The sequence below is a fragment of the Microbacterium sp. SORGH_AS_0505 genome, assembly GCF_030818715.1.
Taxonomy (GTDB): domain Bacteria; phylum Actinomycetota; class Actinomycetes; order Actinomycetales; family Microbacteriaceae; genus Microbacterium.
On record NZ_JAUTAT010000001.1, the window covers coordinates 79984 to 94446 of the forward strand.

The following is a 14463-nucleotide window of genomic DNA, read 5'->3' on the forward strand; positions in this document are numbered from 1 at the left end:
GTCAGTGGTCGGCGTCGAACTCTTCGTTCTGCGTGCGCATCTGCTGGATGTGCGCCTTCGTCATCTGATCCTTCGGCGTGCCCTGCGTCAGCGACCACTCCGGGTTGCTCTCGGGCCCGCCGAGCACGCACTCCTGGTAGTACTGGCCGAACTCGTTCTCGGCGAGGATCGTGACATACCAGTGCGGCGAGGCGGACCGCTCGTACACGGTCGGCTGGCCGATCTGCGTGTCACCCGCGCTCTGACCCGTGCGGTGCTCCTTGGCGCACAGCGTTCCGGCCTGGCCTGCGGTCATGCCCGCGGCATCCGGATCGCCATCCGGATCGGTGCCGTTCGGGGGTTCGACGGGACGCGTCGCGGGCGGACCGGCCGGCGGCGTCGTCGGCGAGACGCCCGGACTCGGGGTCCCCGGCGTCGGTGTACCGCTCGGCGTCGGGCTGGGAACCGTCGGGCTCGGCGACGACGCACGCGGCGACGGCGATGAGGCGGTCGGCGTCGGGGACGGCTCGGGAGCGCACCCCGCCAGCATCAGCGCCGCGATCGCCAGCGCACCCGCCACCAGAGTCGTCTTGCGTGCCACGGTGTCCTCCGTCTCGTCGACAGGACAACCATCTCACCCGCGGCGGGCCGCCGACGACCGCACCGCCGATCACCCCACCCGCGCCGCCACGATCCCGCCGTCGATGCTGACCACCTGACCGTGCACGTACGCGGACTCGTCCGACGCGAGAAAGCGCACGGCGTGCGCGATGTCGATCGGCCGCCCCGGCTCCCCCGCCGGCGAGACCGCCGTCATCATCTTCAGGATCTCGAGCGCCGCCGCGTTGCCGGGGGTCAGGATCGCGCCCGGCGCGACGGCATTGACCCGCACGCCGCGGGGCCCGAACTCCGCCGCCCACGCCTGCGTCAGATGCTCGAGCGCCGCCTTCGTCGCCGGATACAAACCGACGTTGGGCGTGCCGATGTGCGCCATCCACGAGGTGATGTTCACGATGACGCCCGACCCCTGCGCGACCATCCCGGGAGCGAGCGCGCCCACCAGGTCGTGCGGCACGCGCACGTTCGTCGCGAGGAGTGCGGCCACGTCGTCGTCCGACAGATCCGGCGTCGGACCGATCGGGAAGATCCCCGCATTGTTCACGAGCACGTCGACACGGCCGCCCAACGCCTCGGTCGCCTGCGCCGCGAACGCCCGCGCGGCGGCGGGACTGTCGGCCAGGTCGCCCGTGACGACGGATGCCGCGCCCCCGCCGTCCGCGATGGCCGCGGCCACGGCTTCGGCACGACCGACGTCGCGACCGTGGACGACGACGTGCGCGCCCGACGCGGCGAGCACATGGGCGATCGCCTCGCCGATGCCGCTCGAGGATCCGGTGACGATGGCGGTGCGACCGGCGAGGCGCTGGTCGCGAGGAAGGGTGAGGAGGTTCGTGGTCATTCCTCCACCGTGACGGACCGGCGCCCGACCGGGTTGCCTGATCCGGTCGGATGCTTGCCGGTTCCCGGTCACGGCGACCCTGCCCGAGCCGGGAGGCCCGGCATCCGCTTCAATGGGCACATGGACGAGCGGACCCGGACGAGCCTCGACCGCGCCGCGGACCGCGTGCGGCGGCACATCGACCGCGTCGCCGCGGCCGGGTCGCTCGGGCTGATTCTGGGTCGTACGACCCAGCCGAGCCCGACGATGTTCGTGCAGTACAAGCCGTGCGTCTCGGTCGTCCTCGCGGGGCGCAAGGTGTCGGGCGACGACTCCGCGGCGGGTGAGGAATGGGGTCCCGGGCGCTTCCTCATCACGCCCGTCGACCTGCCCCTGTTCGCCCGTGTGACCGAGACCGGGCCGGCGGGCGACTTCGTCTCCGTCAACTGGCGGATCGACCCCGCCGTCGTCGCCGAGATCGCCGGACAATTACCGCTGCCCGCCGTGCCCGAAGCGCCAGAGCGGCTCGGCACCATGACGGCGGAGATCGCCGACGTCGTCGATCGGATGCTCGCGCTCCTCGACGCCCCCGCCGAAGCCAGCGTCCTCGCGCCGCTTCTAAACCGCGAGCTCATCGTCCGCCTCCTGCAGAGCGACCAGGCCGCGCGCGTGCTCGCCGCGGCGACCCACGCGAACGCCGACATCGTCACCGCCGTGATCACGACATTGACCCACCGGCTGGCCGAGCCATGGACACTCGACGCGATCGCGGCATCCGTCGGCGCCAGCCCGACCACGGTGAGCCGTCGCTTCCGCGAACTCACCGGCCTCACGCCCATGCGGTACCTCAAGCGGCTGCGCCTCGGCGAGGCACGACGCCTGCTGATCACCGACGGCGACACCGCCGCGCAGGCCGGCGCCGCCGTCGGGTACGTCAGCGCATCGCACTTCTCGCGCGACTACCGCTCCGCGTACGGACGCTCCCCGGCATCCGACGCGACCGACCTGCGGGAGCGGATGCGGGCGAGCTGACGTTCACGCATCGGCGGGCGTCTGCCCCTTCTCGGTCGCATTGAACCAGCCCAGCCAGCCGGCGTCGGTCCTCACGACCTCGTACGGTCCGCAGACGAACACGGTCGCCGGCAGCGGCTCACCGAGGCTGCCGTAGCGGCTGTCGAAAGGCAGACCACGGCGGTCCATCTCGGCGCAGTCCTCGAGTTCTCCGCCCTCGACAGCGATGACGGCGTTGGTCTCGTTGGTCGTCGCGGTGTTCTTCACGGACGTCGCGCCTGCGGGGATCCACGCGGGCATCTCGACACCGACCCACCCCTCCGCGGCGGCGGCGCGATCGGCGAACTCTTCGGAGTGCACCTTCTCGAGAGTGTCCATCGGGTTGCAGGCGGCGAGCGCGAGCACGAGCAGAGGGGCGACGAGGCCGGCGGCCGCAGCGAGACGGAGACGAGTGTGGGTCATGACTCGAGTCAAGCCGCGCGGCCTCACGGGCGAATCGGCGCGCATGATGATCCGGGGTACGCCGCGGGGATGACGTCTGAACCTCCGTAAGCCGTGTGAGTGCGCGGCAATGGTGTGTCAGCGGTTGCGGCGGCATCCGATTCTCGGCATCGTTGCCCGCTCACGCCCGCAATCCACGGAAGGGAGCATCATGCTCACTCTCACCGAGAACGCCAGCACCGCCGTCAAGAGCCTCGCCACCCAGATCCCCACCGAGACCGGTGGACTCCGGATCGCCGAGGCCGCAGACCCGCAGAACGGGTACGCACTGTCCCTCGCTCCCGCTCCGGCCGACGGCGACACCATCGTCGAGAGCGACGGAGCCCGCGTGTTCGTCGCGCCGACGGCGAGCGTCGCGCTCGACGACCGCATCCTCGACGCCCGTCTCGAAGAGGACGGATCGGTCGGCTTCGCGCTCGCGCAGGCCGTCTGACACAGACGCTTCTCGAAAGTCTCGGACCCGAGTGGTCCGGGGCTTTCGTGCGTTCAGGGGCCTGATGCGCCCGGCATCCCGCGTCTCAGAACGAGGCGCCGATGCGCTTCTGCAGCTTTCGGAGGTTGGTCGATTCGGGGATGGTCCACTCGGCGGCGCCGCCGTCGAACTCGATGCGGACCACCTGAGCTCCCTGCTGAATGTCGTCGAGGTACGACATGCGAAGCGGCTGCGGCGCGATGGCGACGCCCGTGAGGGTCACGTCGTTGATGGCGATCGTGCGATGGTCGATCGCCACCTCCCCGCCCACGTCCTCCCGCGACGACAGACCCTCGATCTCGCCGCGTGTCAGCCGGATCCGGCTGTGCACGTGCCGCGGACCCCGCCGAGCATCGCCGACGGCCACGAGCGCGTCGCCGAGTACCTCGAAGATCTCAGCCAGCAGGCGACGATCATGGCACGTCGCTCCGCGCGCGTCAGGCCATGCGCTCGACGCGCTGCTTAGCCTTCGTCGGCGCCCGCAGTGCCCGGACCGACGCCGCGATGCACGCACCCGACAGGAGCAGCACCGCAACGGCGCCTATCAGCATCAGCACCCCGAGGACGATGACCGGCATCGGGTTCGTGATGAACAGCACTCCGAGGATCGCGAAACCCGCCGCGACGACGAGGAACACGAGGCTCATGAAGATCGCGATGAACGCGCCCGAGCCCATCTGCTTGCGCTGGACCGCGTCGTTCCGCTGCGCCTGGTTCGTCATGATGTCCTCCGACCGGTGAAAGTCCTCTCACGGTAATCGCGCGCCTCGGCTTCTCCCCAGGGCTTGCGCAGCGCGGTCCACCTCGCAAGGGCGCCTGCCCCTGTCACAATGGAGCCGTGCGTCCGTCCCGAGTCTCCCGCGTCGCTCGCGGTGCACTCGCGGCATCCGTCGCCACCTGGGCGGCACTGTTGTCGCACGTCGCCGGCGGCGGTCAGGTCCCCGGCTGGCTCGGCATCGCCGTCCCCTTCGCCCTGTCGCTCTTCGTCTGCACGGCCCTAGCAGGGCGACGCCTGTCGCTCCCCCGCCTGGCGCTCGCGGTCACCGGCAGCCAGCTGCTGTTCCACACCCTCTTCGTGCTCGGCACGATCACCCCGTCGGCGACGCCGCACCAGCACGGGATGCCCCTGATGACGGATGCCGGGGGCACCGCCGCGGCGATCTGCGCCGATCCGCTCATGTGGGCCATGCACGGGCTCGCCGCCGTCCTCACGGTCGCGCTGCTGCACCGCGGCGAGCGCGCGGCGCAGCGCCTGATCGCCGTCGCGGCCGAGATCGCCCGGTGGGTGCGCCGCCGCATCCTCACCGCCGTCCTCGCTCTCGAGGCCGTCGACCGTCCGACTCCGGCACCCGCGTCCGCTGACGTCCCGGTGCTGCGATCGGTCGCCGTCCGTGTCGCGGCCGGCCGCGGTCCCCCGCGCGCACTCGCGATCTGACGCGCGCCGCCGGTCCGCTCTCGACGAGGGATGCCGCGGTGCGCCGCGCCGTGTCATCGGCGCGCCCTCTTGCCGCACCCTTCTTCTCGAAAGCAATCATGACCGCCACCCTGCCCACCCCACCCGCCACCGCCCGACCCGCCCGACGCCCGGGCTGGTTCGGCGCCTTCCTCGTACGCCTGCACTTCTACGCCGGCATCCTCGTCGGACCGTTCATCCTCGTCGCCGCGCTCAGCGGCGCCCTCTACGCCCTGTCACCGACGATCGAGCAGACCGTGTACGCGCGACAGCTGCACGCGCCGGTCACGGACACGCAGCTCAGCCTCGGCCAGCAGGTCGAGGTCGCCGAGGCGCACGTCGGCGACGCCGCCACGCTGTCGGCCGTCCGCCCCGCTCCCGAGCCCGGCGACACGACGCGCGTCATGTTCGCGCAGGACGGTCTCGGCGAGAGCGAGTCGCGCGCCGTGTTCGTTGATCCCGGCACCGGCGAGATCCGCGGCGACGAGACCGTCTACGGGACGAGCGGGTCGCTGCCGCTGCGCACCGCGATCAGCAACATCCACCGGAGTCTCGGGCTCGGCGACCCCGGCCGCCTGTACAGCGAGCTCGCGGCATCCTGGCTCGGCATCGTCGTCATCGCCGGCGTCGTCATGTGGGTCATCCGCATCCGCACGGCGCGGACGAAGAAGGACTTCATCCGGCCGGCCCGGAAGCACACCGGATATCGCCGCTTCTTCAGCTGGCACACGTCCGTCGGCATCTGGATCGCGCTCGGCGCGGTGTTCCTCTCGGCGACGGGCATCACCTGGTCGACCTACGGCGGACAGAACGTCACGAACCTGCGCGCCGCCCTCGACTGGACCACGCCCGCCGTCTCGACGAGCCTCGGCGGAGCCGCCGGCGGCGGGGACGAGCACGCGGGGCACGGTGCGGCATCCGCTGCTCTCACCGTCGACCCGAACACGTTCGACGACGTGCTCGCGGCGGCCCGGGAGGTCAACATCGACACCGACCTCGTGCAGATCACGCCGCCCGCCGCCGCCGATCAGGCGTGGAAGGTGCAGGAGATCGACCGCGGCTTCCCGGGCCACCTCGACGCCGTCGCGATCGACGGCGCGACGCTGCAGCCCGTCGACCGCGTCGACTTCGCCGACTTCTCGCTCCCGGCCAAGCTCGCATCATGGGGCGTCTCGATCCATATGGGAACGATGTTCGGCCTCGCGAACCAGATCGTGATGTTCCTGCTCGCCGTCGCGATCGGCGGGATGGTCGTTCTCGGCTACGTCATGTGGGTGAAGCGCCGTCCCACCAAGACCGCACGGGTCGGGATGCCGCCCCGCCGCGGCGTGCTCGACGGTGCCCCGTGGTGGGGTGTCACCGCCGTCGTCGTGGGCGGCGTGCTGATCGGCCTCGCGCTTCCGCTGGTCGGCTGGACCCTCGCCGCGTTCGTCGTGTTGGATGTGATCGTCGACGCCGTGCAGCGGCGGCGCGCCGCGACGCGTACGAGCGACGCGCCCGCCTGACCCGCCGCGCACGCCTGAGCCGCCGCGCGCCGGCGGCCGCCGCACCCTCCTCCCGCGCCGAATCACCACCGGAGTGCCGAGTCACCACTCGACGGCACGCGATTCGGTGGTGGTTCGGCACCGTGGGTGGTGATTCGGCCAGCGCGCACACCCCGCCGAGAGCGTCAGCCCTGACGGCCCTTGAACCGCGGGTTGAGCTTGTTGATGACGAAAACGCGGCCGCGACGACGGACGACCTGTGCGCCGGGTTGCTTCTTCAGGGATTTCAGGGACGCTCGAACCTTCATGACACACTCCTAATTGAGAACGGTTATCATCAAGGCTACACACGCCGGGATGGAATGAGGTGTCGGATGATCGAGACGGACGTGATCGCCGTGATGGGAGCATGCGGTCCCGAGCGGGCGCGCTACGCGGCCCAGTTGAATCGCGCGACGTCGAGGCCGCTCCTCGCGGCATCCCGACTCGCTCCGCAGGACCCGGCGTCGAGCGCTGCAGCGATCCTCCCGTGGCTCGACGTCGGGAGTGGTGTCGTCGCGGAGTTCCCGTCCGACGCCTCGATCCTCGACGTCATCGGGACACTCGCGGAGCGCGGCAGCGGGGTGCGCCTGCGCGGCGTCGTGTGCGTCGTCGATGCGCCGCATCTGCTCGACGACCTCCGATGCGAGACCTACGCGGGATCTGCCGAGGTCGACGAGAGCGGGATGCCGCGCACCCGCTACACGGCTCACGCGCTGCTCACGGTGCAACAGCTCGAGTACGCCTCGACGATCGTGCTCGTGAACTGGTCGGGACTGTCGACTCCGGACCTTTCGATCACGATGGCGCTGGTCAGCCACCTCGCCCCGTCGGCGCGATTGCGCCTGAATCAGCCGGCCGTCGACCTGCTGCCCACGGCACCGATCCCGATCCGCTCCCACCAGGACGCACCCGGCTGGGTGCAGCTGCTGAACGGAGAGTTCGCGCCGCACATGACCGACCCTCGGATCAGCGCGCTGCGATACGAGAACGTGCGCCCGCTGCATCCCGGACGCCTGCAGACCCTGCTCGATGAGCGGATCGAGAGCGGGGAGTTCGGTTCGGTCATCCGTTCGGCGGGCTTCTGTCGCTTCGCGACCCGCTCGAACATCGTCGCGCAGTGGGACCACGTCGGCTCGATGATCGCCTTCTCACCCGTCCAGGTGGACGACGGGATGCCGGAGGCCGAGGGGCTCCTGGCCGTCGGCGAGGACATCGCGATCATCGGGCTGGATCTGCATCACCGCGCGCTGCGCGCTGCCCTGGACGAGACGGCGCTGACCGACGACGAACTGGCGGCAGGACCCTCGGCCTGGGCGGCCTTCGAGGATCCGTTCCCGATGTGGCAGGTCACCCGCAGCGGCGACTGATGCCGGGGCGGCGACGGGCAGGTCACTGGAAGTCCCTCGACCGGTGCGTCACCCCCACCCGCAGGTCCTCGAACCCGTCGGCGACGAGGTTCGTCACGCCCTCGGGCGAGCGCTCGAGCATGCCGCGCGCGATCAGCGCAGGGCTGTCGCGCAGGATGCGGCGGTACCTGTTCCACACCCCGACCGAGCAGATCACGTTCATGACGCCGTGCTCGTCCTCGAGGTTGAGGAACGTGATCCCGGATGCCGTCGCCGGCCGCTGCCGGTGCGTCACCAACCCCGCGACCTCGATGCGCCGGCCGACCTCGTGCTCGCGCATGCCGCGCGAGGTGATCACCCCGCGCGCATCGAGCTGCGACCGGTAGTGCGTCAGCGGATGGTCGTCGGCCGACACCCCCGTCGCCCACAGGTCTGCGGCGAGCACGTCGTAGCTCGACTGGTCGGGGAACAGCGGCGGCTGCACCGACACCAGCGAGCCCGCGAGGAACTCCTGCCGGTCCTGCGCGGCATCCCCCGCCAACCAGATGCCCTCACGCCGCGTGATCCCGAGGCTCTCGAACGCGCCCGCCGTCGACATCGCCTCGAGCTGCGCCGCCGTCGCGCCGGTCCGCCGCACGAGATCGCGCAGGTCCCGGTACGGACCGGATGCCTCCCGCTCCGTCACGATCTTCGTCGCCAGCGGCACGCCGATGCCCGTGATCGACGCGAGCCCCAACCGCACCGCGAAGTTCCCGTCGCGCCGGTGCGCCGCGGACTCGTCCGACAGCGTCCGGTCGAACTCCGGCACGGGCGGCTGGATGCGGTCGGCGCACGAGTCCCGGCCCGTCGGGGGTCGGCGGTGCGTCTCGCCCTCCGTTACCGGTTCCAGCCCGGCATCCACCCCCGACGCGTGCAAGTCGGGACGGCGCACCTCGACCCCGTGCCGCCGCGCGTCGGCGGTCAGGGTCGCGGGCGAGTAGAAGCCCATCGGCTGCGCGCGCAGCAGCGCGGCGAGGAACGCCGCCGGGTAGTGCAGCTTCAGCCACGACGACGCGTACACGAGCAGCCCGAACGACAGCGAATGGCTCTCGGCGAAGCCGAAGTTCGCGAACGCCTGGATCTTCACGTAGATGTCGTCGGCGGCTTTACCCGTCAGGCCGTTCCGTTCCATCCCCTCGTACAGCTTCTTCTTCAGCGAATCGATCCGCTCGATCCCGCGCTTCGATCCCATCGCGCGGCGGAGCAGATCGGCATCTTCCCCCGACAGATCGCCGATCGCCATGCCCATCTGCATGAGCTGCTCCTGGAACACCGGGATGCCGAGCGTCCGCTCCAGCACCGGCTTCAGCTTCGGGTGCGCATACGTGATCGGCTCGTCGCCGAGCTTGCGTCGCACGAACGGGTGCACCGCGCCGCCCTGGATCGGCCCGGGCCGGATGAGGGCGATCTCGACCACGAGGTCGTAGAACTTCCGCGGCTGCAGGCGCGGGAGCAGCCCCATCTGCGCGCGGGATTCGACCTGGAACACCCCGATCGAGTCGGCGCGGCACAGCATGTCGTAGACCGCGGCCTCTTCCTTCGGCATCGCATCAAGGCTCCACTGCTCCCCCGTCGCCGCCGCGATCATGTCGAAGCAGTACTGCAGGGCGGCGAGCATCCCGAGCCCCAGCAGGTCGAACTTCACGAGCCCCATCCACGCAGCGTCGTCCTTATCCCACTGGATGACGGTGCGGTTCTCCATGCGCGCGTGCTCGATCGGCACGACCTCCCCGACGGGGCGATCGGTCAGCACCATGCCGCCGGAGTGGATGCCGAGATGTCGAGGCGCCTTCAACAGCTCACCCGCGTACGCGATCACCCGCTCCGGGATGTCGTGATCGGGCGGGGTGTCGAGCGCCGCGCCCCACCGTTCGACCTGCTTCGACCAGGCGTCCTGCTGCCCCGGCGAATGCCCGAGCGCCTTCGCCATGTCGCGGATCGCGTTCTTCGGCCGGTACTGGATGACGTTCGCGACCTGCGCCGCGCGCTCACGCCCGTACGTCTCGTAGACCCACTGGATGATCTCCTCGCGCCGGTCCGAGTCGAAGTCGACGTCGATGTCGGGTTCCTCGTCGCGGAGAGCCGAGAGGAACCGCTCGAACGGCAGATCGTAGAAGATCGAGTCGATCGCGGTGATGTCGAGCAGATAGCAGACGGCACTGTTCGCGGCGGACCCCCGCCCCTGACACAGGATGCCGCGGCGCCGCGCCTCCTGCACGATGCCGTGCACGATGAGGAAGTACCCCGGGAAGTCCTTCTGCTCGATGACCCCGAGCTCCTTCTCGATGCGCGCGCGGTTCGCGTCGGTGGCATCCGGATACTTGCGGGGCACGGCCTCCCACACCAGGTGCCGCAGCCATGTCATCGGCGTGTGCCCCTCGGGCACCGCCATCTTCGGCAGCGCGGGCTTCGCGCGTCGCAGCGGGAACGCGAGCGCGTCGGCGAGCTCGACGGTGCGCTCGACCGCGCCGGGATACCGCCGGAACCGCCGTGCCATCTCGGCGCCGGAGCGCAGGTGCGCGCTCGCGTGCGAGGGCAGCCATCCGTCGAGCTCGTCGAGCCCGCGGTTCGCCCGCACCGCCGCGACCGCCGCCGCGAGGTGCACCTTCTCGGGCACGGCGTAGTGCACGTTGTTCGATGCGACGACCGGCAGCCCCCGCTCGGCGGCGAGCGCGGCCAGCACGTCGTTGTCGCGCGAGTCCGTCGGTGCGCCGTGATCGATGAGTTCGACGTCGACCCGCTCGGGCCCGAACAGGTCGACGAGCCGGTCGAGCTCGTACGCCGCGGCGGCCGGCCCGTCGGCGGCGAGCGCCTGCCGGACGGCGCCCTTGCGGCATCCGCTCAGCACCTGCCAGTGGCCGCCGGCCCGGTCGGCGAGGTCGTGCAGGTCGTAGACCGGGCGGCCCTTCTCACCGCCCGCCAGCTGCGCGTGCGTGATCGCGGCGGCGAGTCGGTGGTACCCCTCCTCGCCGCGGGCGAGCACGAGCAGGTGTCGCCCGTGCGGATCGGGCTCGCCGTTCTGCGGACCGGGCAGCCCCAGCGACAGCTCCGCCCCGAAGACGGTCTGCAGCTGCAGGTGCTCGGCCGCCTCGGCGAAGCGGACGATGCCGTAGAACCCGTCGTGGTCGGTGATCGCGAGGGCGTGCAGGCCCAGGCGCTCCGCCTCTTCGACGAGATCCTCGGGCGAGGACGCCCCGTCGAGGAACGAGAACGACGAGTGCGCGTGCAGTTCGGCGTACGGCACCGCGTCGAGCGGCCGCTCGATCTCGGGCGTGCGGTACTTTCCGCGCTTGTGCGACCACGCCGGACTGTCGCCGCCGTCGGTGCCCGCCGGCGCCCCCTCGGGTCGCCGCCGGTCGCTGAGGATCCGCTCCATCTCCGACCACGAGACCGATGGGTTGTTGCCCCAGCCCATCAGTCGTACCTGCCCTCGGCGTGCCAGACGCCCTCTTCGCAGACCAGCAGCCAGGCCGTCTGCGCCTCGTCGACGATCTGGAACCGGTGCGCGCGGCGGGCGCGTGCGGCATCCCACCCCCGCTCCATGACGGGCCACGGCCCTGCCCACGAGTCGATGCGACGCGGATGCCGGGGCCTCCGCGCCCCCGATGCGTCCGGCGCTCCGGGGAGGATCAGCGCGACCGGCTCGGCCGTCAGCTCGCCGCGGCCGTCGACGGCGACCATGTCGTCGTCGCGGTCGATGACGGCGACGGGCACCGGCTCGGGGAACACGGTCGCCGGCAGCGGGTCGGGGAGGCTCCCCGGCCACGGCCGCGCCCGCTCGGCGATGACGGCACGATCGCCCCACGGCACGAGCACCTGCCGCTCCGCGAGCCAGCGCCCGCCGCCGACCTGCGGGGTGACGACGCCGGTGTGCCCGAGCATCGCCTGCACGCGCGAGAGCGCCGAGTGCACGCGCTCCTCCGGCCCCGAGCCGAACAGACCCGTCACGTGATGGGATGCCGCGTCCACCTTCTCGGGCGCGATCCGCACCTTCGCGACCGCGCTCCGGAGCCCGCGCTCGGCGAGCTGCCAGCGCACCCGGTCGACGACCGCGGCGGCATCGAACGCGCCGGGATGCAGCCAGACCCGCTCACTGTGGTCGCCGCGGTCGCCCGTCAGCGCGACGCGCAGCTCGGTGCAGACGAGGTCGACGGCGCCGAGCCCCGAGATGAACTGCTCCGCCGCGAGACGGATGCCGAACGCCACCTGATCGGCGATCTCGAGCGGCGGCTCGAAGCTGACCTCGCGCTCGAGCTCCGGCGGCGGCGTGCGCGGCTGCACGGGCTGCGAGTCGAGCCCCGACGCGAGCGCGTGCAGTCGCGCGCCGCGGGGGCCGAGGCGTTCGACGAGCCGCGCGGGCGGCAGTGCGGCGAGCTGACCGAGGGTGTGGATGCCGAGACGCGCGAACAGGCTCGCGACCGACTCGTCCTCGAGCGCCGTCACCGGCAGCGGCGAGAGGAACGCGGCCGCCGCCCCCGGCGGCACGATCCGCATCGGGGCGTGCGGACCGGTGGTACGGGCGGCCTGCTCCGCCGTGAACGGACCGTCGCCCACCCCCGCCCGCACGTCGAGGACGCCGAGCTCGGCGAGCGCGCCGGTGAGCGCCGTCGCAGCTCCCGCCTCGCCGCCGTAGAACCGGGCCGGTCCCTTCACCCGCAGCGCGCACAGTCCCGGCTCGCGCAGCTGCACGCCGGGGGCGATCTCCTCGAGCCGGGCGATGAGCGGCGCGAACGTGCGATGGTCGCGCGCCTCGTCGGCGTCGACGACCTTCAGCTGCGGGCACCGCGCCTGCGCATCGCGGCGCCGCATCCCCCGCCGCACCCCGTCGGCGCGTGCGGCCGGCGAGGTCGCGGCGACCATCCCCTTCGCGAAGACGGCGATCGGCTGCTCGGCCTCGGCGAGCCCCTCGCGGGCGAGCGCGACGACCGGCCAGTCGGGCACCCACACGACGAGGCTCCGGACCGGCTCGGTGCCGGTGTCGACGAGCGCGGGATCCATCAGCTCACCGCCCGCATCGGCAGGTCGACCACGGGGGCGACAGGTTGCTCGCGCACCGCGATCGCCCCATCGGGGGCGGGCAGCAGCATCCGGGACGACCGCGGCACTGGAAAGCGCCGGCTCGTGACCGTGACGGTCAGCTCTCGATCCGACAGCACGCCGTACCCGTCGCCGAGGCCTGACCAGCGGGCATCCGTCACATCGATCATCGCCTCGGTCTGCGGCCACGGCCCCTGCACGAGCAGCACGACGCCGCGCTCGCGCATGCGGGCCGCAAGCCGCGAGATCTCGGCATCCTTCGCTCTGCTCGGCGGGCGCACCGCGACGACCGGCAACACGTCGGCGATCGTCGCGGTGACGGCGAGCCAGCGCGTACCCGGCTCGGGGATCAGCACGAGGTGCGACAGGTCGACGCCCGCCTTCTCGGCTGCTTCGGCGCCGAACCCCGGCATCCCCACCACCCCGCACCAGCTGCCGGTCTGCGACGGTTGCGCAAGCAGACCGAACAGCAGCGACATGGAGCCGCCGATCGCGTACGACGACCCGGGACGCAGTCCCCCGCCCGGCAGCAGCTCAGCCAGGGCAGGATGGGTGGGAAGAGGCGGCGCATCGAGCTTTCGCCCCTGGATCTGCGCCATCTGCGCACGCAGCCGCTGCACCTCTTGGGCAGTGGCGGTGGTGCGCACGATGGATCTCACCTCGACATGGTAGAAGCTTTGTTCGAGTGACTCAAGCGGTCGAGTTCGAAGATACGCACGGGTTCCGACATCGAGCCTGCGCCGGCGCCGAGACGCCGTCGCGCCTCATCAGATCCGTTCTCGAATTCGGAGATCAGCGTCGGATTCGGATCAGCAACCGCATTCCGATCCGAATCCGGCGACATTCTCCGAATCCGATGACACCCGAACCCGCAGAGCGGATGACGCCCCTCAGCCAGCCGCGCGCGCGACCGCCCCCGGCGCGACGCCGAACCGACGCCGGAACGCCCGCGCGAAGGTGCCCGGGTCGCGGAAGCCCGCGGCGTACCCGGCGGCAGCCACCGCCATCCCGTCGCGCAGCAGCACCTCCGCAGACGCCAGTCGGTGCTCGCGGATGAGCGCGGCGGGGCTCTCCCCCGCCCGGCCCAGCACGGCCTGCACCGTCCGCACCGACACATGGGCGTCGCGCGCGAGCACGTCGACGCCGAACTCCGGGTCGCGGTGGCGCGCCGCGACCTGCGCACGCAGAGCGGATGCCGACGGCATCCCTCCCGCCGTCGGCACCGACGCCTGCGGCACGAACGACAGCAGCCGGTGCTCCGGCAGCGGCAGCTCGGCCACTCGCCAGGCGACGTCGACCGGCCGGCCCGCGCTCGTGACGAAGACCTCGAACCCGTGCGGGTCGCCGCCGTGCGCGGACGCATGGACGATCGGGCATTCATGCGCAGGATAGGCGGAGCCGTCGGGGCGGCAGGCGTGCAGCGCCTCGTGACTGGGCCCGCCGACGAGCCCGCGGGCGTCGGCGTAGCCGAGCAGGCGGCCCGCGGCGGCGTTCACGTGGGCGACGGCCCCGCCGGGTCCGATGACCCACAGCGGCTGCGGCACGGCATCCACCACCGCGTGCATCCACTCCTCCACCGCCGCCATGCGCCCACGCTAGACACCCGGCTTTGCCCCGCCGCGTCGCGCGCGTTTCGACCGTGTCACGCGTGCGCGGAACGC

The 14463-nt window shown here is 71.7% G+C and carries 16 protein-coding genes; 6 read left to right on the plus strand and 10 right to left on the minus strand.

Translation table 11 applies throughout. The features are described from left to right. Position 1 precedes the first annotated feature (1 nt). A complete protein-coding gene (locus tag QE428_RS00455; RefSeq protein WP_307461858.1) occupies positions 2-295 on the minus strand; it encodes a hypothetical protein in 294 nt (97 codons plus the stop codon). On the opposite strand from QE428_RS00455, the gene QE428_RS00460 reads away from it, so the two are divergent. Beyond that, complete coding sequence (locus QE428_RS00460) at positions 294-698, plus strand: hypothetical protein (RefSeq protein ID WP_307461861.1); 405 nt, start codon at positions 294-296, stop codon at positions 696-698. The two genes, QE428_RS00455 and QE428_RS00460, sit on opposite strands and share 2 nt — an antisense overlap. On the opposite strand, the gene QE428_RS00465 is transcribed toward QE428_RS00460, so the two are convergent. Further along, positions 650-1438 (minus strand): SDR family NAD(P)-dependent oxidoreductase, encoded by a 789-nt coding sequence (locus QE428_RS00465; protein WP_020096879.1) that lies wholly within the window; start codon positions 1436-1438, stop codon positions 650-652. The two genes, QE428_RS00460 and QE428_RS00465, sit on opposite strands and share 49 nt — an antisense overlap. A gap of 120 nt (positions 1439-1558) precedes the next feature. On the opposite strand from QE428_RS00465, the gene QE428_RS00470 reads away from it, so the two are divergent. Continuing rightward, positions 1559-2449 (plus strand): AraC family transcriptional regulator, encoded by an 891-nt coding sequence (locus QE428_RS00470; protein WP_307461866.1) that lies wholly within the window; start codon positions 1559-1561, stop codon positions 2447-2449. A 3-nt stretch (positions 2450-2452) separates the two neighbouring features. Here the strand turns inward: QE428_RS00470 and QE428_RS00475 are convergent, their stop codons facing one another. After that, positions 2453-2890, minus strand: a complete 438-nt coding sequence (locus QE428_RS00475; protein ID WP_307461869.1) for a hypothetical protein — start codon at positions 2888-2890, stop codon at positions 2453-2455. Between the two features lie 190 nt (positions 2891-3080). Between QE428_RS00475 and QE428_RS00480 the strand changes: the two genes are divergently transcribed. Further along, positions 3081-3362, plus strand: coding sequence for a Fe-S cluster assembly protein HesB (locus QE428_RS00480; protein WP_091355320.1), 282 nt, complete (start codon positions 3081-3083; stop codon positions 3360-3362). A gap of 85 nt (positions 3363-3447) precedes the next feature. Here QE428_RS00480 and QE428_RS00485 read toward each other — a convergent pair whose 3' ends face one another. Beyond that, positions 3448-3732, minus strand: coding sequence for a hypothetical protein (locus tag QE428_RS00485; RefSeq protein WP_307461875.1), 285 nt, complete (start codon positions 3730-3732; stop codon positions 3448-3450). Positions 3733-3838: 106 nt separating this feature from the next. Then, on the minus strand, positions 3839-4123 hold the full coding sequence (locus QE428_RS00490; RefSeq protein ID WP_307461878.1) for a hypothetical protein: 285 nt from the start codon (positions 4121-4123) through the stop codon (positions 3839-3841). A gap of 116 nt (positions 4124-4239) precedes the next feature. Here QE428_RS00490 and QE428_RS00495 point away from each other — a divergent pair, with 116 nt between their 5' ends. Further along, positions 4240-4836, plus strand: a complete 597-nt coding sequence (locus QE428_RS00495; RefSeq protein ID WP_307461881.1) for a hypothetical protein — start codon at positions 4240-4242, stop codon at positions 4834-4836. A 98-nt stretch (positions 4837-4934) separates the two neighbouring features. Further along, complete coding sequence (locus QE428_RS00500) at positions 4935-6359, plus strand: PepSY domain-containing protein (protein ID WP_307461884.1); 1425 nt, start codon at positions 4935-4937, stop codon at positions 6357-6359. Positions 6360-6523: 164 nt separating this feature from the next. Here QE428_RS00500 and ykgO read toward each other — a convergent pair whose 3' ends face one another. Further along, positions 6524-6646, minus strand: a complete 123-nt coding sequence (ykgO, locus tag QE428_RS00505) for a type B 50S ribosomal protein L36 (protein ID WP_018188560.1) — start codon at positions 6644-6646, stop codon at positions 6524-6526. Positions 6647-6712: 66 nt separating this feature from the next. Between ykgO and QE428_RS00510 the strand changes: the two genes are divergently transcribed. Further along, positions 6713-7747, plus strand: a complete 1035-nt coding sequence (locus QE428_RS00510) for a GTP-binding protein (protein WP_307461893.1) — start codon at positions 6713-6715, stop codon at positions 7745-7747. 22 nt (positions 7748-7769) lie between these two features. Here QE428_RS00510 and QE428_RS00515 read toward each other — a convergent pair whose 3' ends face one another. The 4 genes from QE428_RS00515 to QE428_RS00530 all read right to left on the minus strand — a co-directional run bounded on the left by QE428_RS00515 (position 7770) and on the right by QE428_RS00530 (position 14388). Next, positions 7770-11180 carry an error-prone DNA polymerase gene (locus QE428_RS00515; RefSeq protein WP_307461896.1) on the minus strand — a complete coding sequence of 1137 codons (3411 nt, stop codon included), beginning with the start codon at positions 11178-11180 and terminating at the stop codon, positions 7770-7772. Continuing rightward, the gene (locus QE428_RS00520; protein WP_307461901.1) at positions 11180-12763 is read right to left on the minus strand and encodes a DNA polymerase Y family protein; all 1584 of its coding nucleotides are present in this window, start codon (positions 12761-12763) and stop codon (positions 11180-11182) included. Before QE428_RS00520 ends, QE428_RS00515 begins: the two co-directional genes overlap by 1 nt. Then, entirely contained in the window at positions 12763-13449 is a 687-nt protein-coding gene (locus QE428_RS00525) for a hypothetical protein (RefSeq protein WP_307470578.1), read from the minus strand. The genes QE428_RS00520 and QE428_RS00525 overlap by 1 nt, the downstream gene beginning before the upstream one ends. A 243-nt stretch (positions 13450-13692) precedes the next feature. Further along, positions 13693-14388 (minus strand): helix-turn-helix domain-containing protein, encoded by a 696-nt coding sequence (locus tag QE428_RS00530; protein ID WP_307461905.1) that lies wholly within the window; start codon positions 14386-14388, stop codon positions 13693-13695. Between the last annotated feature and the right edge of the window lie 75 nt (positions 14389-14463).

Excerpts from the sequence above, each read along its gene's own strand:
- QE428_RS00460 (WP_307461861.1), top strand. The coding sequence starts at position 294 with ATGCCCGCGGCATCCGGATCGCCATCCGGATCGGTGCCGTTCGGGGGT.
- QE428_RS00455 (WP_307461858.1), bottom strand. The coding sequence starts at position 295 with ATGACCGCAGGCCAGGCCGGAACGCTGTGCGCCAAGGAGCACCGCACG.
- QE428_RS00465 (WP_020096879.1), bottom strand. The coding sequence starts at position 1,438 with ATGACCACGAACCTCCTCACCCTTCCTCGCGACCAGCGCCTCGCCGGT.
- QE428_RS00470 (WP_307461866.1), top strand. The coding sequence starts at position 1,559 with ATGGACGAGCGGACCCGGACGAGCCTCGACCGCGCCGCGGACCGCGTG.
- QE428_RS00475 (WP_307461869.1), bottom strand. The coding sequence starts at position 2,890 with ATGACCCACACTCGTCTCCGTCTCGCTGCGGCCGCCGGCCTCGTCGCC.
- QE428_RS00480 (WP_091355320.1), top strand. The coding sequence starts at position 3,081 with ATGCTCACTCTCACCGAGAACGCCAGCACCGCCGTCAAGAGCCTCGCC.
- QE428_RS00490 (WP_307461878.1), bottom strand. The coding sequence starts at position 4,123 with ATGACGAACCAGGCGCAGCGGAACGACGCGGTCCAGCGCAAGCAGATG.
- QE428_RS00500 (WP_307461884.1), top strand. The coding sequence starts at position 4,935 with ATGACCGCCACCCTGCCCACCCCACCCGCCACCGCCCGACCCGCCCGA.
- ykgO (WP_018188560.1), bottom strand. The coding sequence starts at position 6,646 with ATGAAGGTTCGAGCGTCCCTGAAATCCCTGAAGAAGCAACCCGGCGCA.
- QE428_RS00510 (WP_307461893.1), top strand. The coding sequence starts at position 6,713 with ATGATCGAGACGGACGTGATCGCCGTGATGGGAGCATGCGGTCCCGAG.
- QE428_RS00515 (WP_307461896.1), bottom strand. The coding sequence starts at position 11,180 with ATGGGCTGGGGCAACAACCCATCGGTCTCGTGGTCGGAGATGGAGCGG.
- QE428_RS00520 (WP_307461901.1), bottom strand. The coding sequence starts at position 12,763 with ATGGATCCCGCGCTCGTCGACACCGGCACCGAGCCGGTCCGGAGCCTC.
- QE428_RS00530 (WP_307461905.1), bottom strand. The coding sequence starts at position 14,388 with ATGGCGGCGGTGGAGGAGTGGATGCACGCGGTGGTGGATGCCGTGCCG.